The following is a 25,450-nucleotide window of genomic DNA, read 5'->3' as shown; positions in this document are numbered from 1 at the left end:
GGCAGACCGTTATCGGCGGACGGGTCTCATTTCGAGCCGTTCACTTTGTTTCCATAGCCGTTCAGCCTTTTCGCTGGATGTGCTCTTCGATGGTCTGCGTGTCAAGCGGGCCTGACACACGCAATGCCCGCACGAAGGCGCGGCGCCTGATCGCGGCGTCCACGCACTCCGCCGTCTCGTGCACCCACGCGCCTCTTCCGGGCATCGATGCGCGCTCGTCGACGACGAGGACGGAATCGATGGAGACCACCCTGAGCAGGGTGGTCCGGAGAGCACGCGTGCGGCATCCGACGCACGTTCGTACAGGGTCCATGTTACACCGCCCGGCTGGGCGCCGGCGCCGCGGGTCAGCCCTCCTCGAGGATCGAGTCCGGCTGGATGTCGATCTTCGCGCCGGTGAGCTTCGCGGCGAGGCGTGCGTTCTGCCCCTCCTTGCCGATCGCGAGCGACAGCTGGTAGTCGGGCACGAGCGCGCGCACGGCCTTGTTCGAGGCATCCAGGATGAAGCTCGAGGTCACCTTCGCCGGCGACAGCGCGTTGGCGACGAACTTCGCGAGCTCCGGGTCGTAGTCCACGATGTCGATCTTCTCGCCGCCCAGCTCCTCGGTGACGGCACGGACGCGTCGTCCGAGCTCGCCGATGCAGGCGCCCTTGGCGTTGATCGACGGGTCGTTCGCCTTCACGGCGATCTTGGTACGGTGGCCGGCCTCGCGCGCGAGCGAGACGATCTCGACGAGGCCCGCGGGGATCTCGGGCACCTCGAGCGCGAAGAGCTTGCGGACGAGCCCCGGGTGCGTGCGCGAGACCGTGATCTGCGGACCCTTGGTGCCCTTCGCGACCGACGTCACGTAGACGCGCAGTCGCGCACCGTGCGCGTAGTCCTCGCCGGGCACCTGCTCCTCGGGAGGCAGGATCGCCTCGACGGTGCCGAGGTCGACGTGCACCATGCGCGGATTCGGGCCCTGCTGCACGATGCCGGCGACGATGTCGCCCTCCTTGCCGCGGAACTCCCCCAGCACGGCGTCGTCCGCGATGTCGCGCAGCCGCTGGCTGATGACCTGCTTCGCGGCGAACGCGGCGATGCGGCCGAAGTCCTCGGGTGTCGACTCCTCCTCGCCGACGACAGCACCCTCCTCGTCGAGCAGGGGGATGAACACGGCCACGTGACCGGTCTTGCGGTCCAGCACCGCGCGCGCGCCCTCCGGCAGCTCGCCGGTCGGCGAGGTGTGCTTGGCGTAGGCGGTCAGGATCGCCTGTTCGATGATGCGCACGAGCTCGTCGAAGGGGATCTCCTTCTCGCGCTCGACAGTCCGCAGCAGTCCGAGATCGATGTCCACAGTGGCCTCCGTATTCAGCTCTCACCGGCGCGTCGACGCGCGCCGGAACCCTCCAACATTACCGGATGCCGCGTCCCGCGGTTCTGCGAGTCGGCTCCATGGTCTGCATGGCCTCCGTCGCGCGTGCCCGCACACCGCCCCGCCCTATGCCGGGCAGTCGTCCACGTGGGTGTCGGCGCGCCGGAACCGGTCATCGGTCCAGGCGATGAGCACGGGGACGAAGTGGGATCCGGGCAGCAGTGTGCGCAGGTGGTCGTAGCCGCGGTACTCGAGGCTGCGGACCTGGTTCCCCTCCGCGCACAGCCGGTCGACGAGCTCCCGCTGCAGGTGGGGCGGGATGACCTCGTCCTCGTCGCCCCACGCGATGAGGAAGGGCTGCGTCCACGGGCCGGTGGGCGTGTTGTCCTCCAGGCGACGGCCGAGCGCACCGGCGGTGAGGTCGCCGACGAACAGCGGGCGATCCTCCGAGACGCCCAGCGCCGTCGCGACCGACACGATCACGCCTGGTTCGGACGGGCAGCGCTGGGTCATCTCGCGCACGATCGCCTCCGAGCCGGGTGCGATGTAGCGGGTGAGGTCGACGTCGTCGTAGGTGTCGGCGTACGGCACGAGCACCCACGAGATGAGGATCGACAGCAGCGCGTTCGCGTCACCGCTGGTGAGCTCCTCGGCGAGCGCGACGGGCTCGGCGGCCGGCGCGAGCAGCGCGGTTCCGCGCACGTCGAGCTCGGGGGCGTAGTCCTCGGCGATCTGCGACGTCCACAGCGCGGCGTGCCCGCCCTGCGAGTGCCCCCACACGGCGGTGCGGCTCGACAGCGTGACGCCGTCGAGCTCGCGCGCCGCGAGGACGGCGTCGAGCGACGAACGCGCCTCGCCGCGGCCGATCAGGTACGGGAAGACGCCGGGCGCGCCCTGCCCCGAGTAGTCGGAGGCGACGACGACCCACCCGTTCGCGATCGCCTGGTCCAGGCCCGGGATCGCCCACTTCGTCGCCGACGCGTCCCGCAGGCTCGGCGCGCAGCCGCGCGCGACGCCGGTGGTGCCGTGGTTCCACACCACGACCGGACGCGGTCCCGGGGGCGGGTCCTGGGGCACCACGACGAGCGCGCTCGCCACCGCCGGCTGCCCGTTGGCGTCGCGCGTCGTGTACAGGATGCGGCGGACGTCGGCACCCGCCGGCTTCTGGCCGGAGAAGTCGTCCATGCGGATCAGCCGCCCGTGCTCGTAGGGCACGACCGCGGGCGGGTCGTAGAACGCGTCGACGACCTGCGCGCCGTCCTCGAACCACGAGTTCGCCCACCATCCCCCGGCGGCCAGCGCCACCAGCAGCGCCGACAGCGCGTAGCGGCCGGCAGCGAGCCACGCGGCACGCGCGCGACGCCGAGCGGAGGAGACGGGGACGGATGCTGCACCCCGGGGCGCAGCATCCGTTCCGGCATCCTCTCCGGCGGGCATGCCGGTGGCCGGCACCGAGCGCCTGCCCTCGACGAACGCGCGCACGGCGCGCATGAGCAGGCTGGCGCCGAAGACGATCGTGCGCAGACCGAAGATCACGGCGACGAGGAGGATGGTCACGTCGGGCCAGGCATACGACAGGATGCCGAACACGATCTGCGCGCCGCCCCACACGCCGGCGAGCACGCGCTGGCTCGCGCTGCCGCGCGACACGGCGTCGTAGAGGGAGGCCAGGCCGCCGAGCACCAGAAGGACGGCGATGATCTCGGGGAGCAGCTCGAGGGTCCGGCCGAGTCCGAGGAGGATCGCGAGACCGAGGGCGATCCAGACGCCGCCGAAGGCCACGCGCGACCACAGCGGCGTCTCGGGCGCCGCGAACAGGCGCGCGAGGCCCGAGAAGACGGCGCTCAGGCCGACGTACACCGTCAGCAGCACCAGCGACGTGAGCGGACGCGTGACGATCAGCAGCCCGACCAGGAGCGAGAGGGCGCCCACGACGACGAGCACGACCGGCGGGGCCCCGCGCACCAGGCGCGGCACGACGCTCCAACCGGACGTGGGCTGTCGACGGCCCTCGCGGATCATCCGCCCCATGATAGATCGCGGGCGCATGAGGCTGCCGCGCCCACCGACGGTTTCCATCGCTCGGACTCCACGTCAAGCCCCTGCTCGCCTGGTCACTGAGGGCTACCGTGAGTGCGTGGGGACCCGCGACGAGCTGAAGGCGCACGCGAAGGAGCTCGCCCGCGAGGCGGAGTCGAACTCCGTCTTCGAGGCGCTCGCGCGCGCGGGCTACGCCGCCAACGGGGTGATCCACGCGCTCATCGGGATCATCGTGATCGTGATCGCCTCGGGCGGGGACGGGGAGGGCGATCAGGCGGGCGCGATGAAGGCCGTCGCGGGTGCGCCGGTCGGTTTCGTCGTGCTGTGGCTCATCGCGATCGGGCTCTGGGCCCTCGCCCTGTGGCACCTGAGCGAGGGCATCCTCGCCCACGATCTGTCGGGCGATGTCGAGGGCGCGGCGCGCAAGTGGGGTCGCCGGGTCGCCGAGTTCGGTCAGGCGGCCGTCTTCGCCGCCCTGGGCGCGATCTCGGCAGCGGTGGCGATGGGGGCACGGCCCGACGGCGAGGAGGCCGCCGAAGGCGCCAGCCGCAGTCTCCTGCAGATCCCGGGCGGGCCGATCCTGCTCGGTCTCCTCGGCATCGCGATCGGCATCGGCGGCATCGCGTTCGTCGTGATGGGCGTGCTGCGGAGCTTCCGCAAGCGCATGCGGCTCCCGGACGGCGGACTCGGGCGCGGCCTCGCGACGCTCGGAATCGTGGGCTTCGTCGCGAAAGGCGTCGCCCTGCTGATCGTGGGCGTGCTGCTCGTGATCGCGGCGGTGCGTGCCGACGCCAAGACGGCCGGCGGTCTGGACGGCGCGGTCGACGCGCTGCTCGACCTGCCCCTCGGGCCCGCGCTCGCCTGGGTGGTCGGCCTCGGCTTCCTCGCGTACGCCGCCTTCACCATCGCCCGGGCGCGCTTCGCGCGGATGTGACCGATCCGGCACCGGACGTACGGCGCGGCGTCCGACCTGTCAATGGTCTGGCCCGCAGGCGCGACGCGGCGCAACCTGACGGGATGACGCACGCAGAGGAAGATCTCGTCACCGGCCCCGAAGCGATCGCCCGGGTCAAGGAGCTCGTCGAAGACATCGACTTCACCATGCTGACCACCCGCGACGCGGCGGGGAACCTCGTCAGCCGTCCGATGAGCACGCGGCAGATGGACGCGAAGGGCGACATCTGGTTCTTCACGCTCGCGGGCACCGGCAAGGTCGCCGAGAGCCAGGCCGACCCGCAGCACGACGTGGGCCTGTCGTACCTCGATGCGAGAGGACACCGCTACGTCTCGGTCGCCGGCCGTGCCGAGATCGTGCGCGACGAGGCCAAGATGAAGGAGCTGTACTCCCCCAGCCTCGACATCTGGTTCGAGGACGGGCTCGACACCCCCGGCATCGTGCTGCTGAGGGTGACGCCCGTCGAGTGCGAGTTCTGGGAGCCCCGTCACGGCAAGCTGGTCACCGCGGCGGGCATGCTCAAAGCGCTGGTGACCCGCGACACCCCTGACGACACGATGTCGCACGGCAAAGTCAGCTGCTGACCTGCGCGGGCCGTCCCGCTCCGCTCGGCGTGCATCTCGGCGACCGCGATGTGCTCGGCCATACTGGCCGTGCACGATTCGAGCGGCGCTACCGATGCACAGGAGGCACGGGCATGACCGACGGCACGACGAACATCGCGATCACCGACGCCCTGCCCGCTCCCCGCAGCGGCGGACTGCGCGTCGCGGACCCGGGGCTCATCGGCCTCCTGGGCTTCGTGATCGCCACCGTCACCGCGCAGCTCGCGCACCTCGGCCTGCAGGACGATGCCCCGGTGTTCTGGGTCGGTGCGGTCTTCGGCGGCGTCGTGCAGGTGACGGCGGGCATGCTGTCGTACTTCGCCGGCGACAACTTCCACTTCATCGTCTACAACGCGTTCGGGTGGTACTGGATCGTGGTGCCCGGCTTCCTCCTCGGCGAGGAGCTCGGCTTCTTCGAGGTCACGGCACAGGCGCGCGGGCTCTTCTCGCTGGTCTTCGCGATCCTCGCGCTGCTGTTCACCCCCGCCGGCGCCGTCCACAACACGGTGCTTCCGATCACCCTCCTCAGCGTCTCCCTCGGGCTCGGCCTGCAGTCGGTCGCAGCGTTCACCGCGACCGAGGGACTCGCGATCACGGGGTCGGTCCTGCTCATGGTCGCGTCGGCGCTCGCGGCCTACATGCTCGTGGAGAAGTTCTACTGGCGCACGATCGGGCGCCGCGTCGTGCCCCTCGGGCCGCCGTGGATCCTCGGCGATCCCAACCCGGAATCCTGACGCCGCGACGAAGACGCCGCCCCGCCTGACGAAGGCGGAGCGGCGTCTCGTCTCGGCGGATGTCAGGCGCGGTAGACCTGCACGACCGACGGGCGGGGCGCGGTCGGCACGGCACCCGCCGCGGTCGAGCCGAAGTCGGGGAACAGCGAGTGCGGCTCGGCGAAGGAACCGCCCTCACCCGGGTGCTGCACCGCGACGAACACGAGGCCCTCCTTGTCGTGGACGACGGGGCCGCACGTCTCGGCCTCGCGCGGCACCGCCAGGAACTGCTGCACGTGGCCGCGCTCGGCGCCTTCGAGCGGGACCAGGAACAGGCCGTCGTTGTAGCCGATCGTGCTCGGCGCGCCGTCGGTGGAGATCCAGAGATTGCCCGCCGAGTCGAACGCCACGTTGTCGGGGCACGAGATCGGAGACACGAGCTCCTTCGGGAAGCCGGCGAAGTACGAGTTGGCGAACACGGCCGGGTCGCCGCACAGGAGCAGGATGCTCCAGCCGAACGTCGTGCCCGCCTGCCCCGCGGTCTCGGTCATCTCGATGACATGGCCGTACCGGTTCCCGGTGACCGGGTTCGCCTCGTCCAGGGTTGCCGCCGAACGCCCCGAGTTGTTCGTGAGCGCAAGGTAGACCTTGCCGGTCTTGGGGCTGGGCTCGACGTCCTCGGGGCGGTCCATCTTCGTCGCGCCGACAGCATCCGCCGCCAGCCGCGTGTGGACGAGCACCTGCTCGGTCGTGAAGCCGGGGACCACACTCTGGCCGTTCTGCGTGAGCGGGATCCACGTGCCCGAGCCGTCGAAGAGGTTGTCCGCGGGCAGCGCGCCGGTGCCGGTGATCTCGCCGGCGGGCGAGTTGCCCGAGAACTTCGCGACGTACAGGTCACCCTCGCTGAGCAGCTGCAGGTTCTTCTTGCGCGAACCGGAGATCTTGTTCTTCGAGACGAACTTGTACAGGTAGTCGTTGCGCTCGTCGTCGCCCATGTAGGCGACCACGCGGCCGTCCTCGGCGACGATGACGTTCGCGCCCTCGTGCTTGAAGCGACCCATCGCCGTGTGCTTGCGCGGGGTGGAGGTGGGGTCCTGGGGGTCGATCTCGACGATGTAGCCGAAGCGGTTGGGCTCGTTGACGTAGTCGGGGTTGTGCGCGTCGAAGCGGGGGTCGTACTTCTCCCAGCCGGTCTCGGTCGAGGTCGACGCCGTCGACTGGTACCGCTTCTGCGCCGCGGTGTCGGCCGCCCAGGCGAAGTAGCCGTTGAAGTTCTCCTCGCCGGAGAGGATGGTGCCCCACGGGGTGGTGCCGCCGGCGCAGTTGCCGAGCGTACCGTGCACCCAGCGTCCCTCGGGGTCCGCGGCGGTCTTCACCAGGTCGCTGCCGGCGGCGGGACCGGTGAGCTCGAAGACCGTCTCGACGGTGATGCGGCGGTTGCGCTTGCCGTCGACGACGTACGACCACGGCTGGCCGGTCCGCTTGCGCGTGATCTCGACGACCGACATGCCCTGGGCGGCCTTGAAGATGTCGCCTCGTCGCTGAAGCTCGGCGGTGTCGCTCGTCGGCGGGAACATGATGTTGGGGTTGCAGTACTCGTGGTTGTTGACGAGCACCCCCGTCTTCCCGCTCGGGTCGGCGACGATGTCGAGGTAGTCGCTGTTGTAGCCGAACTGCACGGCCTGGGCGGCCGGCGACTGCGCGTTCATGTCGAAGGCCGGCGCGTTCGAGAACAGCGGGTCGCCCCAGCGGATGATCGGCTTCCAGGTGTAGCCGGCGGGCACGACGACGTCGTCGACCATGCGGTTCACCGGCGCGATCGGGTCGAACGGGAGGCTTCCGCCGGCGGGGCGTGCGAATGCCGCGCCCGCTCCCCCTACGCCCGACGAGCCGGGGCCGGAGAGCGGCGTCCGACCGCGCAGGCCGCCGACGGCGATGGCGACGGCACCGGCGGCACCGAGTCCGAGGAGCGCACGGCGCGACAGCGCGGCAGCGGCGACCTCCTGGAAGCTCTCGTTGTGAGACGAGTTGCACTCGGGGCCCAGGCACGCGTTCGCGCACTTGTACTGGCACGTCACGGCGAGGCGCTTGCCTCGTGCGTGGTCGGCCAGGGGCAGGGAACGGCGGAATCCTTCGATGATGCTCACGGGCGTCCTCTCGGCATGCATGGCAGCGGGTTGGCGGGGGTGGCGCCAGCCTCGCCCCGCGGGGCGAAGGCCCCCGGAACCCGAGGTGAACGGCCGGCGACCAGCGCATGAGAACGGCCTCATCGGCCGGACGGATGCTGCAGCCCCGCCGTCGCGCGCGGCGGAGACGCGTCAGGCGGCCGGCGCGGATTCCAGCGCGTTGATCGCCCGGATGAGGCGGTGCAGCTCCCCCACCCGGAACTGGTTCAGTCGCAGGACCAGCCGTGGCCACTGGAGCTCGTCGTCGTCCTCGATCTCGACGGTGAGCGGTCCGCGCCGCTCGATGCCGCCGTCAGTGAGCAGATCGCCGAACGCGGCGTTGAGCGCCTGGACCTCGGCATCCGTCGGCTCCGCTTTCAGTCGCAGGACGAGCCGCTTGCCGACCCATCGCAACGAGTCGTAGTTGCGGTAGAAGCCGGTGAGCTCGTCGACCGCGGCCGTCACCGAGTCGGTGATGAGCACGCGATCGAAGTCACCCTTCGAGATCACGCCCGAGGGCAGCAGATGATCGTCGACGAAGCGACGGAGTCCCGACCAGAAGGTGCCGCCGGGCGCATCGAGCAGCACGATCGGCGTCGGATCGGCTTTGCCGGTCTGCTGCAGCGTCAGCAGCTCGAACATCTCGTCGAGCGTGCCGAAGCCGCCGGGCACGCAGACGAACCCGCTGGACTCCTTCACGAGCATGAGCTTGCGCGTGAAGAAGTACTTCATCGCGACGTTGCGGGCGTTCGCGCCCACGATCGCGTTGGGCTTCTCCTCGAAGGGCAGGCGGATCGAGACGCCGAGCGAGTTGTGCGGTCCGGCGCCCTCGGCGGCGGCCTGCATGATTCCCGGCCCCGCGCCCGTCACCACCAACCAGCCGCGCTCGGCGAGCGCGGTGGCAGCTTCGGAGGCCTGGCGGTACAGCGCGTCGTCCGGGAGCGTGCGTGCGGAGCCGAAGATCGTCACCTTGGGGATCCCGCGGTACGGCGCGAAGAGGCGGAACGCGGCGCGCATCTCGCTGAGCGCGGCGGACGTGATCTTCAGGTCGAGGCGCTCGGTGTCGTCGATGCCGAGGCCGATGCCCGTCGCGAGGATCCGCGCGACGAGATCGGTGTTCTCGGCGATGCCCGCAGCGGCGATCGTCGCGCGCAGCTCTTCGGTGACGGGATGCGGGATGGTTCCGGTGTCGCTGGGGCCCATGACGCCCAGAGTGCCACGCCGAGCGGCCTTTCGGTGGACGACGCGTGAACGATCGGGCACCGACGGCCGCGCGTGCACAGCGACACCGTTCGGATACACCGTTGTATCAAAACCCTCATCGGGTGCATCATTCTGCGTGGGGAGGGGTGTCCGCTGGGGAGCGGATCCCGCTGGGGAGGCGACATGAGCGCTGACGAACCGCCGAGCCGTGACGGCCCGGCCGGCGGCGACGCCTGGGGTGGCGCCCCTCCACGAGCGACCGCCGAGCCCGTGGTGCTGCCGCGGGAAGCGGGACCGACGGCCTACGTCATCCCGCCGGGCGGCCTGCCGCCGGTCCCCGACCGTGCGTCGGCGTCTCCCGCTCGATCCAGAGTGCCGGCCATGCTCGCCCTCGTGTTCGGCGCCCTCGCGGCGGTGTCGTGCCTGCTGCTGCTCATCCCCGCGTGGGGCTCGACCGCCGGGCCCTGGGTCACCATGGCACTCGCCATCGCCGGCATCGCCTCCGGCATCGTCGCACTGGAGGGTGGAGGGCGTCGCGCCGCATCGGCGACCGCCGGCGTCGTCGTAGCTCTGGTCGCAGGGGTGTTCGGCGCGGCGAGCGCGATCCCCCAGCCGGACCTCGCGGTCCACGTCTACGGCTACGCGGACTGCCAGCTGCTCTCGGGAACGCCTCCGGACGACATGGATCCCGACTCCTACTACTCCGCGTTCTTCGCGCCGGATCTGGTCGGCGTCGACACCATCGCCGAGCCGTCCTTCGCGTATGGCACGACCATCACGGTCGCGCCGACCGGTGCGATGGAACCGCGCGATATCGCCACGTTCAGGGTCAACGCTCCCGTGGACGTCACCGACCGGGCGGGCTCGCCGCCACAGAACGGTGTGTACGTCGCCGTTCCGGTCACGATCGAGGCCACGCCCGACGGCGGCCTGGAGTGCTTCCAGTGGAGGGCGCCTCCGAGCTACTGGTTCGTGTACGACGGCGACTACACGGCTTACACGACGGTGTCGATCCCCGGGTATCCGACCATCGAGGACGGCGGGCGCGACAACGGTGACGGCACCCTCACCTACTACGACATCTTCGACGTCTCGCAGGAAGACGTGTCGAACGGCGGGTTCGAGCTCGACATGCTCGAACCGGACGGGACCATCAGGCCCGTCTTCTGGGCGGAGGAACCGTGATGAGCACGCCGATCGTCCTCGAGCAGAGCGCGGACTCAGACCTGCCCCGGCCGCGGGCCCCGTGGCCCGTCGTCACAGCGTTCTACCTCTGGTGGGTCCTCATCGTCGTCCAGGCCACCCAGCTCGCCTGGATGGGACTCGTCTTCGGGCAGGCGGCGCAGGTCGGCGGCCCGGCCTGGGACATCCTCTTCGTCTACGTGCCGTTCGGGCTGCCGACGCTTGCACTCGTGGTCATCGAGGTCGTCTTCGTGCTGCGCCTGCGGCGTGCGAGCCGGGCGGCCCGTGTGCTGCTGGCCGTCCTCGCGCTCCCCGCCGCGGGATGCGCGATGGTGATCCTGTCGAACATGTGGTGGGCCGGGCAGGCTGCGGCGTCGTCCGTCTCGTTCGTCGGCCCGAATGTCTCAGGTGACCCGATGTTCTGGGTCGTCGTCGGCGCCCTGTTCCTCACGGCGATCGCCGCAGCGATCCTGCCTTTCCTGCCGCCGGTCGGCCGCTACTTCCGGAAGACGCCGCGTACCGCCGCTCCGGCCAGCGGACCAGAGCCCCCGGTTCCGGCGCCGGACGCGCCGCCGCTCAGCGAGCGCTGAGACGCGCGACCGCGTCGGCGACCGAGACGACCTCGCGGTCGCCGGTGCGGCGGTCCCACAGCTCGACCTGGCCGTCGGCTGCGCCGCGGCCCACGATGACGATCTTCGGCACGCCGACGAGCTCGGCGTCGCCGAACTTCACACCGGGCGACACCTTGGGCCGGTCGTCGTAGAACACGTCCAGCCCGGCCGCTTCGAGGTCGGCGGAGAGCTGCTCGGCCACGTCGAACACGACGGCCTCGCGTCCGGCCGCGACCACGTGCACGTCGAACGGTGCGACGGAGGCGGGCCAGATGAGTCCCTTGTCGTCGTTGTTGAGCTCGGCGATGATCGCGAGGATGCGGGTCACGCCGATGCCGTACGAGCCCATCGTGACCGTCACGAGCTTGCCGTTCTCGTCGAGGACCTTGAGCCCCAGCGCATCGGCGTACTTGCGGCCGAGCTGGAAGACGTGCCCGATCTCCATGCCGCGCGCGAGCTCCACCGGACCCGAGCCGTCGGGCGCGGGGTCGCCCGCGCGGACGCTCGCCACCTCGACGAATCCGTCGCCCGTGAAGTCGCGGCCGGCGACCAGCGTGTGCACGTGCTTCTGATCGATGTTCGCGCCGGTGACCCACGCGGTGCCGTCGACGACACGGGGATCGAGCAGGTAGCGGATACCGGTCGCCGACTCCTCGCCGAGCACGGCGCCGGTCTCGGACCAGGGGCCGATGTAGCCCTTCACCAGCAGCGGGTGCTTCTCGAAGTCCTGCTCGGTCGCGGGCTCGACCGCGGCGGGCGCGAAGGCCACCTCGACGCGCTTGTCGTCGACGTCGCGGTCGCCGGGCACGCCGACGATCACGAGCTCGCGGGTGCCGTCGAGGTGCGTGAGTGCCAGCACCACGTTCTTGAGCGTATGAGCGGCGGTCCACTCCGACAGGCCGTCGGTGGCGGGTCCGGCGATGCCCGAGGCGGGAGCGTCCAGGTGCGCGTTCGAGTGGTCGACGAGCGTCTGGATCGTGGGCGTGTTCGGCGAGTCGAAGATCACGGGCGCGCCGAGCCCGTCGAGCGCGATCGGCTCGGGCGCGATCGTCGTGTACGCCTCGACGTTGGCGGCGTAGCCGCCTGCCGAGCGCACGAACGTGTCTTCGCCGACGGCGGTGGGGTGCAGGAACTCCTCGGAGCGCGAGCCGCCCATGGCGCCGGCGTCCGCCTGCACGATCACGTATTCGAGACCGAGGCGCTGGAAGATGCGCTCGTAGGCGTCGCGCTGCGCCATGTAGCTGGCGTCGAGACCCGCGTCGGAGGAGTCGAAGGAGTACGCGTCCTTCATCGTGAACTCGCGGCCGCGCAGGAGGCCGGCGCGGGGGCGCGCCTCGTCGCGGTACTTGTCCTGGATCTGGTAGATCGTCAGGGGCAGGTCCTTGTACGACGAGTACAGGTCCTTCACGAGCAGCGTGAAGACCTCTTCGTGCGTGGGGGCGAGCAGGTAGTCGGCGTCCTTGCGGTCCTTGAGGCGGAAGATGCCGTCGCCGTACTCCTCCCACCGGCCCGTGATCTCGTAAGGCTCGCGGGGCAGCAGCGCGGGGAAGTGCACCTCGTAGGCGCCCGCGTTCGTCATCTCCTCGCGGATGACCTGCTCGACCTTCGCCTTCACGCGCAGGCCGAGCGGCAGCCACGCGAAGATGCCCGGCGCCTGGCGCCGGATGTAGCCGGCGCGCACGAGCAGCTTGTGGCTCGTGACCTCGGCGTCGGCGGGGTCTTCACGGAGTGTGCGGAGGAAGAAGTGCGACAGACGGGTGACCACGAGGGACAAGTTTAGGGCGAACGGATGCTGCGCCCCCGCGCCGGATTCGTTCTCGGCCGCGTGGCGGGCCGGTGCCTACACTGATCGGGTGCCCGCACGCCGACCCCGACTCGCTCCCGCACGCGTCCACGACGAGCTCGTCGAGTCTCTCGTGCAGCTGCGCGCGGACCTGGAGCTTCGGGCGGAGTTCCCCGCCGAGGTGGATGCCGAGGCCCGGCGCGCGGCGACCACCGTCGCCCCCGACCCCGAGGCCGCGCAGCTCGACGATCTGCGCGACATCGAGTTCCTGACGATCGACCCCGAGGGCTCCACGGACCTCGACCAGGCGCTCCACCTCGAGCGCACGCCCACCGGGGCGGTGCTCCACTACGCGATCGCCGACCTGCCCGCATTCGTCGCTCCCGGCGGTGCCGTCGACACCGAGGCACGGCTCCGCGGGCAGACGCTGTACGCGGCCGACGGGCGGATCCCGCTGCATCCCGTCGTCATCAGCGAGGATGCCGCGTCGCTGCTGCCGGAGCGCGACCGGCGGGCTTTCGTGTGGCGGTTCGTCCTCGATGACGGTGCGCGGCCCGCTGAGACCACGCTGCGCCGCGCGGTCATCCGCTCCCGGGCGCAGTGGAGCTATGCCGACGCCCAGGCTGCGATCGACGCGGGCACCGCTCCCCCGAGCCTCGAGGCGCTCGCCTGGTTCGGTCCACTCCGGGTGGAGCGGGAGGCCGAGCGCGGCGGGGCGAGCCTGAACACGCCCGACACCCGCATCGTCGCCGACGACGGCGGCTACCGGCTCGAGCGGGACGCGCCGCTCGCGATCGAGGACTGGAACGCCCAGGTCTCGCTCCTGACCGGCATGGCCGCCGCCGACATCATGCTGCGGGGCGGGCTGGGCATCCTCCGCACGATGCCCGCCGCCGAGGCGGAGGACGTGGCTGCGCTCCGGGCGCAGACGGTGGCGCTCGGCATCCCGTGGCCTGCCGACCTTCCGTACGGCGAATACCTGCGCGGGCTCGACCGCCACTCCCCTGCAGCGCTGGCCATCCTCGACGCGGCCGCGGGGCTGTTCCGGGGCGCCGGGTACGTCACGTTCGACGGCGAGCCACCGGCGGACTCGCTGCAGGCGGCGATCGGCGCGCCCTATGCCCACGCCACCGCCCCACTGCGGCGGCTCGTCGACCGCTGGTCGCTCGTCATCTGCGAGGCGCTCGCGAACGGCCAGGAGGTTCCCGCGTGGGCTCGCGAGAGCCTGCCGACCCTGCCGAAGATCATGGCGCGCAGCGACGGGGTGGCGAACCGCCTGGACGCGGCGACGCTCGACCGCGTCGAGGCGGCACTCCTCTCGGGTCACGAGGGCGGGGTGTTCGAGGCCGTGGTGCTGGGCCTCCGAGGCGACGGCGCCCGCGTGCAGCTGGCCGATCCGCCCGTCACGGCGAAGGTCGCCGGTCTGGACGCGACCGCGGGCACGACGGTGCGGCTGCGTCTCACGGCGGTCGACATCGCCTCCGGCACCGTCCTGCTCGAGCCCACCGCCTAGCGTGGTCGTATGACGACTGTGCTGCTCACCGGGTTCGAGCCGTTCGGCGGCGACGCCGCCAACCCGTCCGGAACGGCCGTGAACCTCGTCGCGTCGCGCTGGGACGGGCCGGAGCTGCTCGTCACTGCCGTGCTCCCGGTGACGTTCGCGGGGGCGGCCGATCGCCTGCGCGAACTCCTGGCGCAGCACCGGCCCGACGTCCTGATCGCCGCCGGCCTCGCCGGTGGTCGCGCCGCGATCGGCGTCGAGCGGGTGGCCGTCAACCTCGTCGACGCGCGCATCCCCGACAACGACGGCGATCAGCCGGTCGATGCGCCGAGCGTGCCCGGCGCCGGGCCGGCTCATTTCGCGACGCTTCCCGTGAAGGAGATCGCACGGCGCATCGCCGCCGAGGGGATCCCGGCCGAGGTGTCGTACTCGGCGGGCACATTCGTCTGCAACCACGTGTTCTTCACGGCGCTCGAGGTCGCAGCATCCGGAACCCGTGCCGGATTCGTTCACGTCCCCTGGTCTGCCGAGCACGCGCCGGCATCGGATGCTGCGACCCTGCCGCTCGCGGACATCACGCGTGCGCTCGAGATCGCGGTGCGGACGAGCATCGACGTCACGACCGACACCGCCGTACCCGGCGGGACGCTGCACTGACGGCAGCACTCAGCGCGAGCGGCGCCCGAAATGCATGACCTCGCGCACGACGAGCCCGGCCACCAGTGCCCAGAACGCGGCGCTCACACCCGCGATCGCGACGCCCGACGCGGCCACGAGGAAAGTCACCACGGCCGGCAGCCGCTCCCCCGGGTCGTCGATCGCCTGCTGCACGGCTGAGCCGAAGGCCCCGAACAGCGCGATGCCGGCGACCGCCGGGATGACGGCTTCGGGCGCCACCACGACCAGCGCGACGAGAGCCGCCGAGAGCCCGCCGAGCACGATGCCGCTCGCACCGGTCGAGACGCCTGCCACCCAGCGCCGCTTCGGATCGGGATCGGCGTCGGGCGCCGCGGCGAGCGCGGCGCTGATCGCGGCGAGGTTGATGGCGTGCCCGCCCGCGGTCGCTCCGAGCGCCGTGCCCACACCGGTCACGAGCATCGCCGGCCGCCACGGGACGTGGTAGCCGAAGCTGCGCATGATCGCGACGCCCGGCACGTTCTGCGACGCCATCGTCACGAGGAACAGCGGCAGCGCGAGACCGACGACCGCGCCGAAGGTGAGCGTCGGCGCGGTGAACTCCAGCCGCGGAACGAGCAGCGCCGGGTCGATCGTCGCGCCGGTGACCGCGACATCCACCGCCACGACGACGGATGCCGCGACGAACGCGAGCGGCACCGCCCACCGCGGGGCGAGCCGCACGAACACGAGCCACGTGACGAGGACCGGAACCACGCCCCACGGGTTCGCCACCAGCCCGGTGATCGGGGCGAGGCACAGCGGGAGCAGCACGCCTGCGAGCATCGCCTGGGCGATCGAGGGCGGGATCCGCGCGATCAGGCGGCCGAGCTGGGGCCACAGCGCCGTCAGCAGGATGAGCGCCGCGGTCACGAGGAAGGCGCCGACGGCCGCCGGCCAGCCGCCCTCGACGGCACCGGTGGCGGCGAGCACCGCGGCGCCGGGCGTGGACCAGGCGACGGTGATCGGCATGCGGTACCGCCACGCGAGGAGGATCGCCGACGCGCCCATCGTGAGGCACAGCACGAGCAGACCGCTCGCCGCCTGCGCCCGCGAGGCGCCGACGGCGTCGAGGCCGGTCAGCACCACGGCGAACGAACTCGTCACGCCGACGAGCGACGTCACGATGCCCGCGACGATGGGCCGCGACAGCGGAGCGATGGGCTCGGGCGGAGCAGGGGTCTCGGTCTCGGGCTCGGGCACCCTCGGATCATGCCACGCCGCCGCACCGGCCGGGTCACGGCCCGACGCTGAGACCGGGGATCTCGGCCGAAAACGGGGGACGATGTCCTCGCTCTCGGGGCGGATTCCCTGGCTCGACGAACCGGCCGACTCAGCGCGCCTCGAGGTCCGCGAGCACCTCGGCGATCATGCGGTGGCCCTGCGCTTCGAACTCCCTGTCGCCGACCTGGTGCGCCCAGCAGGCGGTGCCGACGGCCTCGCGCAGGCGCATGAGGATCCAGTGGGACGGATGCCGCGGGTCGCGGCCGTAGCCATCGAGGAACGCCGTCTCGCACGCGGGGTTCTGACGCCACTCCTGTGCGGCGAGCCGAACGAGATCCGTGGCGGCGGGGCGGAACGCGAAGCGCCCGAAGTCGATGACCCGCACCTCGCCGGCGTCCACGAGCCAATTGCGCGGCTGCCAGTCGCCGTGGGTCGGGACGAGGTCGTCCTCCACCGGCGGCAGCCCGGCGAGCGCGGCCCGCAGCCGGCGCTCGACGGCCGGGGCGATCGCATGTGGGGAATCCAGCCAGGCGGTCGCGCGGCGGGTGGCGGCAGCATCCGTCCCCTCCGAGCGGCGAGTCGCCTGCGCGTGGAACTCCCGCAGCAGCGCGCCCGCGCGGCGATGGACGTCAGGATCGACGCCGGCCGGCGTGCGGTACGCGAGCTCACCCGGCAGCCAGTCGAGCACCAGCACGCGCGCCTCGCGATCGGCGAACCGCAGCTGCGCCGCGTGACCGTGTCGCGTCCACGGCATGACGTAACCGCCCTCGTGGGCGTCGAGCTCGCGGCCGAGGTGGTGGTCGGTGTCGCCGGCCGCCTTCACGATCAGCGTGCGATCGCCCTGGCGCACCTGGAGCACGGTGGTCTCGACCTGGTTCCAGCTGAGGTCGGCGACGACCTCGGCGCCCGGGAGCCAGGCGCCGACGAGCGCGCCCTGCGCGGCCGACAGCCGGCCGAAGCCCATCAGGCCGTTACGACCTGCGCGGTGCCGACGGGGGCGTCGGGACCCATCTCGTCGGCGATGCGGTTCGCCTCTTCGATGAGCGTCGCGACGATGTCGGCCTCGGGCACGGTCTTGATGACCTGGCCCTTCACGAAGATCTGGCCCTTGCCGTTGCCCGACGCGACGCCGAGGTCGGCCTCGCGCGCCTCACCCGGACCGTTCACCACGCAGCCCATGACCGCGACGCGCAGCGGGACCGTCATGTCCTTCAGCCCCTCCGTCACGTTGTCGGCGAGCGAGTAGACGTCGACCTGGGCACGGCCGCACGACGGGCACGAGACGATCTCGAGCTTGCGCTCGCGCAGGTTGAGCGACTGCAGGATCTGGTGGCCGACCTTGACCTCTTCCGCCGGCGGGGCCGACAGCGAGACGCGAATGGTGTCGCCGATGCCCTCGGCGAGGAGGATGCCGAACGCCGTGGCCGACTTGATCGTGCCCTGGAACGCCGGGCCGGCCTCGGTCACACCGAGGTGCAGGGGCCAGTCACCCCGCTCGGCCAGCTGCCGGTAGGCCTTCACCATGACGATCGGGTCGTTGTGCTTGACCGAGATCTTGAAGTCGTGGAAGTCGTGCTCCTCGAAGAGGGATGCCTCCCACACGGCGCTCTCGACGAGCGCCTCGGGCGTCGCCTTGCCGTACTTCTCGAGCAGGCGCCGGTCGAGCGAGCCCGCGTTGACGCCGATGCGGAGCGACACGCCGGCCGCCTTCGCCGCGGCGGCGATCGCGCCGACCTGGTCGTCGAACTTGCGGATGTTGCCGGGGTTGACCCGCACCGCACCGCAGCCGGCGTCGATCGCCTGGAAGACGTACTTCGGCTGGAAGTGGATGTCGGCGATCACCGGGATCTGGCTCTTCGCCGCGATGATGTGCAGCACGTCGGCGTCGTCCTGCGACGGGACCGCGACACGGACGATCTCGCACCCCGAGGCGGTGAGCTCGGCGATCTGCTGGAGCGTGGCGTTGATGTTCGTGGTCGGCGTCGTGGTCATCGACTGGACGCTCACGGGGGCGTCGCCGCCGACCAGCACCTTGCCCACCTTGATCTGACGGGTCTTGCGGCGGGGGGCGAGCGTTTCCGGGACCTTGGGCATCCCGATGTTGACGGCTGGCACGTCTGACAGCCTACGCGCAGCGCGTGAGACCCGGCCGCTTGCGAACGGAGCCGGGCGAGCACGCGTGGAGCGTCGCCGACGCGACTACGCGTCGGCGCGGGGCCGAGGCTGGGTGTCGGCTCCGTCGGGCTCCGAGCCGGTGAGCGCCCGGATCAGCGTGCGCGCGTCGTAGGGCCCGACGTGGCGCACGCCGTTGATGAAGAACGTCGGCACCGATGTGATGTCCATCGCCTCGGCATCCAGCATGTCGTCACGCACCCGCTCGGTGACCTTCGGCGAGCTCAGGTCCTCCTCGAAGCGCTCGACGTCGAGGCCGAGCTCGCGCGCCCGGCGGATGATGTCGGACGGCAGCTGGTGGTCCTGGTCGGCGAACAGGCTGCGCGAGAACTCGGGCAGCCTGCCCTGCAGGTTCGCGGCCTCGGCGGCTTCCGCCGCGGCGAGCGCGTTCGGATGCTGCCGCTCGAGCGGCGCGTGCCGCCACACGTACCGCAGCCGGTCGCCCAGCTCACGGCGCACCTCCTCGATCGACCCCGACGCCTTGAGGCAGAACGGGCACTGGAAGTCGCCGTACTCGACGATGGTGAGCGGGGCGTTCACGTCGCCGTAGATGTGGTCGCGCTTGGGGTCGACCGGGCGCACCAGCGTTCGCCCGCCGTCGTCGTCGGGCCGCCGCGCGTCGGAGATGCGGAACATGATGGCGGCGAGGATGAAGGCGAGGACGGATGCTGCGAGCACGCCTACGCGCGCCTCGTTCTGCACGTCGGGGTCGTCGATGGCGAGATCGATGATGAAGAGCGAGATCGTGAAGCCGATCCCGCACAGCATCGCGCCGCCCGCGATGCGGTCGAGGGTGAGCCCCAGACCGAACTCGCCCAGCTTGAAGACCTTCATGATGGCGGCCGCGCCGAAGACGCCGACGAACTTGCCCACGACGAGGCCGACGATGATGGCCCAGGTGACGGGCGACTGCGCCGCCGCGGCGAGGATCGGCCCCGAGATCTCGACCCCGGCGTTGGCGAGCGCGAACAGCGGCAGAATCACGTAGGCGACGTACGGGGAGTACGCCGACTGCAGCCGCTCGTTGATCGAGATCGACTCGCGGAGGCTGTTCGCCGCCTGGCGGGCGTACTCGGTGTTCGGCGACTGGCGGAACACCCGCGCCAGCTCGAGCGCCTGCTCCACGTCGCGGCGGTTGGGCCGGTAGACCGGGATCAGCAGGGCGATGGCGACGCCGGCGAGCGTCGGGTGCACGCCCGACGCGAGGAACGCGAGCCACACGATGATGGACAGCGTCGCGTAGATGGGGCCGCGGCCGCGGCGCACGTAGCGGGTGAAGTAGATGCCGGCGAGCCCGACCGCCGCGACCAGGAGCGGCATGGGCGTGAAGTTCTCGGTGTAGAAGAGCGCGATGATGCTCAGCGCCCCGATGTCGTCGACGACGGCGAGGGCGAGGAGGAACACCCGCAGCCGGCCGGACGCCCGGGGCCCGATGAGCGCGAGCGCGCCGACCAGGAACGCGGTGTCGGTCGAGATCACGACGCCCCACGCGTGCTCGTGGCCGGAGCCCGCGGCGATCGCGAGGAAGAGCGCGGCCGGCACGAGCAGTCCCGCGACGGCGGCCATCACCGGGATCATCGCGCGCGACCAGCTCGTGAGCTCGCCGATCGCGAACTCGCGGCGCACCTCGAGCCCGACTGTGAAGAAGAAGATCGCCATCAACGCGTCGTTGACGAGCGCGTGCAGCGTGAACTCGAGGTGGATGTCGCCGAACCCGATGGTCAGCGCGGTCTCCCAGAAGTCGTGGTACGACGTCGCCGAGATGTTCGCCCACACGATCGCGACGAGCGTCGCGAGCACCAGGAGGAGCGCGCCGGTGCGCTGCTCCCCCATGTTGCGGATGCGGTCGGCGATCGACGGACCGCGTCGGCGCGCGCGCGACGGCCGTTCGGGTTCGGGCGAGCGCTCGGTGACGGTCAGCTGGGTCATGGCATACCTCCGCGGCGCGGGGACGAGAGGAGACGGGCTCGCCCCAGTATGGTGCGTAACCCAGGGTCGAGGGGCCGATCGCCGGAACGCGCGTGTGGTAGGTTCGGCGCATGTCCGCGCACCTCTCCTGGTGGCTCACCGCATAGGCGGTGGGTTCGCGCGACCACAGACCGCCCACGGGGCGGTCTTCTTTTTCGTACGGGACTCCGCCCCACGACGAAAGATGACTCACCATGACCGGGCCCGTTCCCCCGTCCCTTCCCGACCTGGCCACCAGTGGCATCCCGTTCGCGCTCATCGCGCGCGACGACCGCACCGTCGAGGTGCTGACCGGCGACGTCGTCGACGTCGAGCTGCTCGCCGACATCCCGCTGACCGACGACTCCGGGGCGCCGCGCGAGGTGCTCGCTCTGGTGCCCTTCCGCCAGGTGCGCGAGCGCGGGTTCGAGTGCCACGACGACGGCGCGCCGCTGCGGTGCCTCGTCGTGCGGGATCGCGTCTCCCTGGCTCGCGACGAAGCGCTCGCTCAGCTCCCGACCGACGCGGTCGCCCTCGAGGATCCCGGCTTCGACATCGCCGACGAGGAGTACGCCGAGATCGTGCGGCGGGTCATCGCCGACGAGATCGGCCGTGGCGAGGGTGCGAACTTCGTCATCCGTCGCGACTTCACGGCGGGAGTGACGACGGATGCCGCCACCGCCGCGCTCACGTGGTTCCGCGCTCTCCTCGAGCACGAGCGCGGCGCCTACTGGACGTTCGCGGTCGTCACGCCGGGCCACGTCGCCGTGGGGGCGAGCCCGGAGGCGCACGTCAGCGCGCGTGACGGCGTCGTGACCATGAACCCGATCTCGGGCACCTTCCGCCACCCCGCGGGCGGCGCGACCCCCGAGACGCTCAGCGAGTTCCTCCGTTCGACGAAGGAGACCGAGGAGCTCTTCATGGTCGTCGACGAGGAGCTCAAGATGATGAGCGCCGTGTGCTCCGACGGCGGCCGCATCACGGGGCCTCACCTCAAGGAGATGTCGCGGCTCACGCACACCGAGTACGTGCTGCGGGGTCGCAGCAGGCTCGACCCCCGCGAGATCCTGCGCGAGACGATGTTCGCGCCGACCGTGACCGGCTCGCCGATGCAGAACGCCTGCACCGTCATCACGCGCCACGAGACCACGCCGCGCGGCTACTACTCGGGCGTCGCGGCGCTCTTCACCCCCCGCGAGACGCTCGCTGCCGGCGAGGCGACGCACGACCTCGACGCGCCGATCCTCATCCGCACCGCCTACCTTCAGGACGGCCGGCTGCGCGTGCCCGTGGGTGCGACGCTGGTGCGCCACTCCGACCCGTACGGCGAGGTCGGCGAGACCCATGGCAAGGCCGCGGGCGTGCTCGGCGCGATCGGCGCCGTGCCGCGCGACCCCGCGGCCGAGCCGGCCGCGGCAGGCGGCGACGTCATCGACGAGGACGCCCCCGCGGCGGCCCCTCGGCGTCTCGCCGACGACCCGGCGATCGCCGAGCTGCTGGCGTCGCGCAACGGACGCCTCGCCGAGTTCTGGCTCAACCCGCAGGGCTCCGGCGAGCCCGGTCCGTTCGAGGGGCGCTCCGCGCTCGTCGTCGATGCCGAGGACCGCTTCACGACGATGCTCGCCCATCAGCTGCGCCACCTCGGGCTCGACGTGGAGATCTCGCCCTGGAGCGAGGTCACCGACGAGCAGATCGATGCGGCCGAGCTCCTCGTGACCGGACCCGGACCCGGCGATCCGCGGGACACCTCGAGCCCCCGCATCCGTCGTATGCGCGAGGTCGTCGCGCGCCGCCGTGATGCGGGCCGGCCGCTCCTCGCCGTGTGCCTCAGCCACCAGATCCTCGCCGACACGTTCGGCATCGGCCTCGCTCCGCTCGACGCGCCGCACCAGGGTCTGCAGAAGTCGGTCGATGTGTTCGGGATGCCGGCGTCCATCGGCTTCTACAACACCTTCACGGCACGCGTCCCCGCAGGCACGACGCGTGCCGGCGAGGCCGAGATCGCCGCCGATGCATCCGGCGACGTGTATGCGCTGCGCGGCCCCGGCTTCGCCTCGGTGCAAGGCCACCTCGAGTCGATCCTCTCGCGCGACGGCATGACGACGCTGCAGCGCCTGGTCGAGCAGGCGCTGAGCCCCGTCCGCGCCTGAGCCATGCGGAGCTCCACCCTTTCGCGAGTCCGAGGCTGAGGAATCGCGAAAGGGTGGATTTCCGCACGCTCCGAACGGGCGGGGATGCCGGGGGACGGATGCTGCGGCTCAGCGCGCCGCGCGGGCGGCGAGCAGGCGGCGCTCGGCCTCGTTCGCGGTGAGCTCGAGGGCGCGCAGGTCCGCGGCGAGCGCCTCGTCGTCCCGGCCGAGGTCGCGCAGGAGGGATGCCCGCACGGCGTGCCACAGGTGCGAGCGCGCCAGTGGGCCCTCGAGCGCGTCGACCTCGGCGAGCGCGGCCGCCGCGCCGTCGACGCGCGCGAGCGCGACCGCGCGGTTGAGCCGCACCACCGGCGAGCGGTCGTACGCGAGGAGCATGTCGTAGAGCGTCAGCACCTGGAGCCAGTCGGTGGACGCCGCGTCAGCGGCATCCGCGTGGCACGCCGCGATCGCCGCGTGCAGCTGCCAGCGTCCGGGCCGTCGCAGTCGTGCCGCCCGCTCCAGGGCTTCGCGCGCACCGGCGAGCAGCGAAGCGTCCCACCGCGTGCGGTCCTGCTCGGAGAGAAGCACGAGTTCGCCGTCGACCGACCGCGCCGACTCGCGCGCGCGGTGGAAGCGCAGCAGCGCCAGCAGCCCCCAGGCCTCGGCGGCGCGCGGCAGCGCCTGGGCGACCACCTGGGCCAGCCACAGCGCGTCGTCGGCGAGATCGCGGTCGGCCGCAGCATCCGCCCCCGCCACGAAGTGGGCCTCGCTGTACATCACCGACACGATGGTGAGCACGAGGTCGAGCCGCGCCGCCGCGTCCGGGCCCTCGGGAACGCGCAGGGGAATGCCGCTGTCGGCGATCTTGCGCTTGGCTCGCGAGATCCGCTGCCCGGTGGCGGGCTCGGTCGAGAACGTCGCCCGTGCGATCTGGGCGGTGGTGAGCCCGCACACGGCCCGCAGGGTCAGCGCGAGCTGCGAGTCCGGCGCGAGCGCCGGGTGGCAGCATCCGAAGAGCAGAGGGAGCCGTTCGTCGCCCGGTGGGCCCGTCGCCGACACCACCGGTTCGAGCAGCGCGACCTTATCGCGGAGCACCCGCGCGCGACGCACCCGGTCGAGGGCGTTGTGCCGCGCCGCCTGCATCAGCCAGGCGCCCGGCTTCGGCGGGATCCCCCGCGCCCGCCATTCCCGCAGCGCCTCCTCGACGGCCTCGGCGACCGCCTCCTCCGCCACATCGAAGCTGCCGAACGAGACGGTCAGCGCCGCCGTGATGCGGGCGGACTCCTCGCGCACCACTCCGGCGAGGAGGCGATCGGATGCTGCGGCCCCGGCGTCGCCCGGACGTCCCGGGTCGCGCGGGGCCGCAGCATCCGTTCCGGACATCACTCGAATTGGCTGTAGTCGACGACCATGGGCCGGATCTCGACGGCCACGCCCGGGAACTCCAGGGAAGGCCAGGTCTTCACGAGCTCGATCGCCGCGTCGAGATCCGCCACGTCGATGACGCTGAATCCGCCGATGACCTCCTTGGCCTCCGAGAAGGGCCCGTCCGCGACGACCGGACCGTCATCGCCCGATCGCACCGTCGTCGCCGTGCTGACCGGGTGCAGCTCCGCGCCCGAGTCGTCGATCTTGTCGGCGTTGGTGCCGAACCACTCGTAGATCCGCCCGTAGACCTCCTGCCGGCGCTCTTCGGGCACCGCGGCGTCGAGCTCGGGGGTCGAGGTGAACATGATCACGTACTTCACGGTCGTGTCCTTTCGTCAGTGGAACCGTTGCATCCCTACAGCGAACGGACAAGGCCGATTTCGACACGACCGTCGAAGATCCTCCGGCGCGGCGAGCCGCGAGGCGTCAGAAGAGCGTGACCGGGTTGAACAGGTCGGCGAGGATCAGGATGCCGCCCATCACGAGCAGGGCCACGAACACGGCGAAGGTGAGCGGCACGAGCTTGGTCGCGTCGACGGGCTTCGGGGGCGGGCGCCGGAAGAGCTTGGCCCACACCCGCTTGATGCCCTCCCACAGCGCCACCGCGATGTGGCCGCCGTCCAGCGGCAGCAGCGGGATGAGGTTGAAGACGAACAGGGCGATGTTCAGCGACGCGAGCAGCGACAGGAAGCCCGCGACGCGGTTGAGCACGGGCGAGTCGGCGGCGGCGACCTCGCCGGAGAGGCGGCTCGCGCCGACGATGCTGAGGGGCCCGTTCGGGTCGCGCTCCTGGCCGGTGACGAGGTCTACGCCGGTCTGCCAGACCTTGGCGGGCAGCTGCCAGATGATCCCCGCGACCGCGCCGACGTTCTGCACGGCCATCTGCGGCCCCGCCCAGATCGGCTGCTGCACGTACTCGACCGTGGGGCCGATGCCCACGAAGCCGACCTCCTCGGTGGTGATCGTGCCGTCCGCGGCCGTCACCTCGGTCTGGATGGTGGCGGGCGTGATCTGCAACGACTGCTCGGCGCCGTCGCGTTCGACGACGAAGGTCAGCTGCTCGCCGGGCGAGGAGCGGATGATGGCGGTCGCCTCGGTGAAGTCCGCGACCGGCTCCCCGTCGATCGACACGATGACGTCGCCGGGCTGGATGCCGGCGGCCTCGGCCGGGGCTGCGGGCGACGAATCCGTGCACTCGGTGGAGCTCGTCGTCGGGACGCACTCCGACAGCCTCGCGACCTCGGTCGTCGCCGTCTGGATGCCGATGCCGGTCAGCAGGATCGCGAACAGCACGATGGCGAAGAAGAAGTTCATCAGCGGCCCGCCGAGCATCACGACGATCCGCTTCCAGATCGGCAGGCGGTAGAACACGTGCGTGTCGTCGTCGCCCCGAAGGGTCTCGTCGTTGGCGTCGCGCGCGTCCTGCACCATGGTCGCGAAGAAGCCGCCGGCGGCGCGTCCGGGCCGTGCACCCGGTCCCTGAGCCTGACGGAGGGCCGGCGACGGCGGGTACATGCCGGCCATCGAGATGTAGCCGCCCAGCGGGATCGCCTTGAACCCGTACTCGGTGCCGCGCCAGCGCTTCGACCACAGCGTCGGGCCGAACCCGATCATGTACTGGCCGACCCGCACCCCGAACTTCTTGGCCGGCCACAGGTGGCCGAGCTCGTGCAGCGCGATCGACACGGCGAGGCCCACGACCATGAGGGCGACACCGATGACGAACGCGAGGATCTCCACACGCTCACGGTACCCGCGCCAG

At 71.4% G+C, this 25,450-nt stretch carries 21 protein-coding genes; 8 read left to right on the top strand and 13 right to left on the bottom strand.

From position 1 onward, the window contains the following. Positions 1 to 61: 61 nt before the first annotated feature. From ACFQ7C_RS14475 to ACFQ7C_RS14465, 3 genes are all read right to left on the bottom strand, one after another. Positions 62 to 313 carry a YlxR family protein gene (locus ACFQ7C_RS14475; RefSeq protein ID WP_378902392.1) on the bottom strand — a complete coding sequence of 84 codons (252 nt, stop codon included), beginning with the start codon at positions 311 to 313 and terminating at the stop codon, positions 62 to 64. A 34-nt stretch (positions 314 to 347) separates the two neighbouring features. Then, on the bottom strand, positions 348 to 1,337 hold the full coding sequence (nusA, locus tag ACFQ7C_RS14470; protein WP_378902389.1) for a transcription termination factor NusA: 990 nt from the start codon (positions 1,335 to 1,337) through the stop codon (positions 348 to 350). 144 nt (positions 1,338 to 1,481) lie between these two features. Beyond that, positions 1,482 to 3,377, bottom strand: a complete 1,896-nt coding sequence (locus ACFQ7C_RS14465) for a lipase family protein (RefSeq protein WP_378902385.1) — start codon at positions 3,375 to 3,377, stop codon at positions 1,482 to 1,484. Between the two features lie 115 nt (positions 3,378 to 3,492). On the opposite strand from ACFQ7C_RS14465, the gene ACFQ7C_RS14460 reads away from it, so the two are divergent. From ACFQ7C_RS14460 to ACFQ7C_RS14450, 3 genes are all read left to right on the top strand, one after another. Further along, positions 3,493 to 4,329, top strand: a complete 837-nt coding sequence (locus tag ACFQ7C_RS14460) for a DUF1206 domain-containing protein (RefSeq protein WP_378902382.1) — start codon at positions 3,493 to 3,495, stop codon at positions 4,327 to 4,329. Between the two features lie 83 nt (positions 4,330 to 4,412). After that, the gene (locus ACFQ7C_RS14455) at positions 4,413 to 4,934 is read left to right on the top strand and encodes a pyridoxamine 5'-phosphate oxidase family protein (RefSeq protein WP_378902379.1); all 522 of its coding nucleotides are present in this window, start codon (positions 4,413 to 4,415) and stop codon (positions 4,932 to 4,934) included. A gap of 113 nt (positions 4,935 to 5,047) precedes the next feature. Further along, positions 5,048 to 5,689, top strand: a complete 642-nt coding sequence (locus ACFQ7C_RS14450) for an acetate uptake transporter family protein (RefSeq protein WP_378902376.1) — start codon at positions 5,048 to 5,050, stop codon at positions 5,687 to 5,689. A 62-nt stretch (positions 5,690 to 5,751) separates the two neighbouring features. Here ACFQ7C_RS14450 and ACFQ7C_RS14445 read toward each other — a convergent pair whose 3' ends face one another. After that, positions 5,752 to 7,836 carry a PhoX family protein gene (locus tag ACFQ7C_RS14445; RefSeq protein ID WP_378902373.1) on the bottom strand — a complete coding sequence of 695 codons (2,085 nt, stop codon included), beginning with the start codon at positions 7,834 to 7,836 and terminating at the stop codon, positions 5,752 to 5,754. Between the two features lie 150 nt (positions 7,837 to 7,986). After that, positions 7,987 to 9,036: a TIGR00730 family Rossman fold protein gene (locus ACFQ7C_RS14440; protein ID WP_378902370.1), complete on the bottom strand. Its 1,050-nt coding sequence runs from the start codon at positions 9,034 to 9,036 to the stop codon at positions 7,987 to 7,989. Between the two features lie 183 nt (positions 9,037 to 9,219). On the opposite strand from ACFQ7C_RS14440, the gene ACFQ7C_RS14435 reads away from it, so the two are divergent. Next, positions 9,220 to 10,221 carry a hypothetical protein gene (locus ACFQ7C_RS14435; RefSeq protein WP_378902367.1) on the top strand — a complete coding sequence of 334 codons (1,002 nt, stop codon included), beginning with the start codon at positions 9,220 to 9,222 and terminating at the stop codon, positions 10,219 to 10,221. Next, positions 10,221 to 10,808 carry a hypothetical protein gene (locus ACFQ7C_RS14430; RefSeq protein WP_378902364.1) on the top strand — a complete coding sequence of 196 codons (588 nt, stop codon included), beginning with the start codon at positions 10,221 to 10,223 and terminating at the stop codon, positions 10,806 to 10,808. Before ACFQ7C_RS14435 ends, ACFQ7C_RS14430 begins: the two co-directional genes overlap by 1 nt. Here ACFQ7C_RS14430 and ACFQ7C_RS14425 read toward each other — a convergent pair. Beyond that, positions 10,795 to 12,594, bottom strand: a complete 1,800-nt coding sequence (locus ACFQ7C_RS14425; protein ID WP_378902361.1) for a proline--tRNA ligase — start codon at positions 12,592 to 12,594, stop codon at positions 10,795 to 10,797. The genes ACFQ7C_RS14430 and ACFQ7C_RS14425 overlap by 14 nt on opposite strands. A gap of 88 nt (positions 12,595 to 12,682) precedes the next feature. Here ACFQ7C_RS14425 and ACFQ7C_RS14420 point away from each other — a divergent pair, with 88 nt between their 5' ends. Together ACFQ7C_RS14420 and pcp are read left to right on the top strand one after the other, a co-directional pair. Next, on the top strand, positions 12,683 to 14,125 hold the full coding sequence (locus ACFQ7C_RS14420) for an RNB domain-containing ribonuclease (RefSeq protein WP_378902358.1): 1,443 nt from the start codon (positions 12,683 to 12,685) through the stop codon (positions 14,123 to 14,125). Between the two features lie 9 nt (positions 14,126 to 14,134). Beyond that, positions 14,135 to 14,770, top strand: coding sequence for a pyroglutamyl-peptidase I (gene pcp, locus ACFQ7C_RS14415; RefSeq protein ID WP_378902355.1), 636 nt, complete (start codon positions 14,135 to 14,137; stop codon positions 14,768 to 14,770). A gap of 9 nt (positions 14,771 to 14,779) precedes the next feature. Here the strand turns inward: pcp and ACFQ7C_RS14410 are convergent, their stop codons facing one another. From ACFQ7C_RS14410 to nhaA, 4 genes are all read right to left on the bottom strand, one after another. After that, a complete protein-coding gene (locus ACFQ7C_RS14410; protein ID WP_378902352.1) occupies positions 14,780 to 15,991 on the bottom strand; it encodes a benzoate/H(+) symporter BenE family transporter in 1,212 nt (403 codons plus the stop codon). A 130-nt stretch (positions 15,992 to 16,121) separates the two neighbouring features. Continuing rightward, complete coding sequence (locus tag ACFQ7C_RS14405) at positions 16,122 to 16,976, bottom strand: phosphotransferase (protein WP_378902349.1); 855 nt, start codon at positions 16,974 to 16,976, stop codon at positions 16,122 to 16,124. Then, positions 16,976 to 18,127, bottom strand: coding sequence for a flavodoxin-dependent (E)-4-hydroxy-3-methylbut-2-enyl-diphosphate synthase (ispG, locus tag ACFQ7C_RS14400; protein WP_378902346.1), 1,152 nt, complete (start codon positions 18,125 to 18,127; stop codon positions 16,976 to 16,978). The genes ACFQ7C_RS14405 and ispG overlap by 1 nt, the downstream gene beginning before the upstream one ends. Before the next feature lie 84 nt (positions 18,128 to 18,211). Then, on the bottom strand, positions 18,212 to 20,113 hold the full coding sequence (nhaA, locus tag ACFQ7C_RS14395) for a Na+/H+ antiporter NhaA (protein ID WP_378902343.1): 1,902 nt from the start codon (positions 20,111 to 20,113) through the stop codon (positions 18,212 to 18,214). A gap of 233 nt (positions 20,114 to 20,346) precedes the next feature. Here nhaA and ACFQ7C_RS14390 point away from each other — a divergent pair, with 233 nt between their 5' ends. Further along, positions 20,347 to 22,281, top strand: a complete 1,935-nt coding sequence (locus ACFQ7C_RS14390; RefSeq protein ID WP_378902340.1) for an anthranilate synthase family protein — start codon at positions 20,347 to 20,349, stop codon at positions 22,279 to 22,281. A 108-nt stretch (positions 22,282 to 22,389) separates the two neighbouring features. On the opposite strand, the gene ACFQ7C_RS14385 is transcribed toward ACFQ7C_RS14390, so the two are convergent. The 3 genes from ACFQ7C_RS14385 to ACFQ7C_RS14375 form a co-directional block, all read right to left on the bottom strand. Then, positions 22,390 to 23,643 carry an RNA polymerase sigma factor gene (locus tag ACFQ7C_RS14385; protein WP_378902468.1) on the bottom strand — a complete coding sequence of 418 codons (1,254 nt, stop codon included), beginning with the start codon at positions 23,641 to 23,643 and terminating at the stop codon, positions 22,390 to 22,392. After that, entirely contained in the window at positions 23,643 to 24,008 is a 366-nt protein-coding gene (locus ACFQ7C_RS14380) for a YciI family protein (RefSeq protein ID WP_378902337.1), read from the bottom strand. The genes ACFQ7C_RS14385 and ACFQ7C_RS14380 overlap by 1 nt, the downstream gene beginning before the upstream one ends. A gap of 106 nt (positions 24,009 to 24,114) precedes the next feature. Further along, on the bottom strand, positions 24,115 to 25,428 hold the full coding sequence (locus tag ACFQ7C_RS14375) for a M50 family metallopeptidase (protein WP_378902334.1): 1,314 nt from the start codon (positions 25,426 to 25,428) through the stop codon (positions 24,115 to 24,117). Between the last annotated feature and the right edge of the window lie 22 nt (positions 25,429 to 25,450).

Source organism: Microbacterium sp. NPDC056569, from assembly GCF_042793475.1.
Classification (GTDB): Bacteria; Actinomycetota; Actinomycetes; order Actinomycetales; family Microbacteriaceae; genus Microbacterium.
Note: the sequence above shows the minus strand (reverse complement) of the source record. Positions and strands in the feature narration are given on the sequence as shown.

Coding starts and splice junctions, on each gene's coding strand:
- ACFQ7C_RS14435 (WP_378902367.1), top strand. CDS start 9,220: ATGAGCGCTGACGAACCGCCGAGCCGTGACGGCCCGGCCGGCGGCGAC.
- pcp (WP_378902355.1), top strand. CDS start 14,135: ATGACGACTGTGCTGCTCACCGGGTTCGAGCCGTTCGGCGGCGACGCC.
- ACFQ7C_RS14440 (WP_378902370.1), bottom strand. CDS start 9,036: ATGGGCCCCAGCGACACCGGAACCATCCCGCATCCCGTCACCGAAGAG.
- ACFQ7C_RS14465 (WP_378902385.1), bottom strand. CDS start 3,377: ATGATCCGCGAGGGCCGTCGACAGCCCACGTCCGGTTGGAGCGTCGTG.
- ACFQ7C_RS14430 (WP_378902364.1), top strand. CDS start 10,221: ATGAGCACGCCGATCGTCCTCGAGCAGAGCGCGGACTCAGACCTGCCC.
- ACFQ7C_RS14385 (WP_378902468.1), bottom strand. CDS start 23,643: ATGTCCGGAACGGATGCTGCGGCCCCGCGCGACCCGGGACGTCCGGGC.
- nhaA (WP_378902343.1), bottom strand. CDS start 20,113: ATGACCCAGCTGACCGTCACCGAGCGCTCGCCCGAACCCGAACGGCCG.
- ACFQ7C_RS14450 (WP_378902376.1), top strand. CDS start 5,048: ATGACCGACGGCACGACGAACATCGCGATCACCGACGCCCTGCCCGCT.
- ACFQ7C_RS14475 (WP_378902392.1), bottom strand. CDS start 313: ATGGACCCTGTACGAACGTGCGTCGGATGCCGCACGCGTGCTCTCCGG.
- ACFQ7C_RS14405 (WP_378902349.1), bottom strand. CDS start 16,976: ATGGGCTTCGGCCGGCTGTCGGCCGCGCAGGGCGCGCTCGTCGGCGCC.
- ACFQ7C_RS14455 (WP_378902379.1), top strand. CDS start 4,413: ATGACGCACGCAGAGGAAGATCTCGTCACCGGCCCCGAAGCGATCGCC.
- ACFQ7C_RS14390 (WP_378902340.1), top strand. CDS start 20,347: ATGACCGGGCCCGTTCCCCCGTCCCTTCCCGACCTGGCCACCAGTGGC.
- ACFQ7C_RS14445 (WP_378902373.1), bottom strand. CDS start 7,836: ATGCATGCCGAGAGGACGCCCGTGAGCATCATCGAAGGATTCCGCCGT.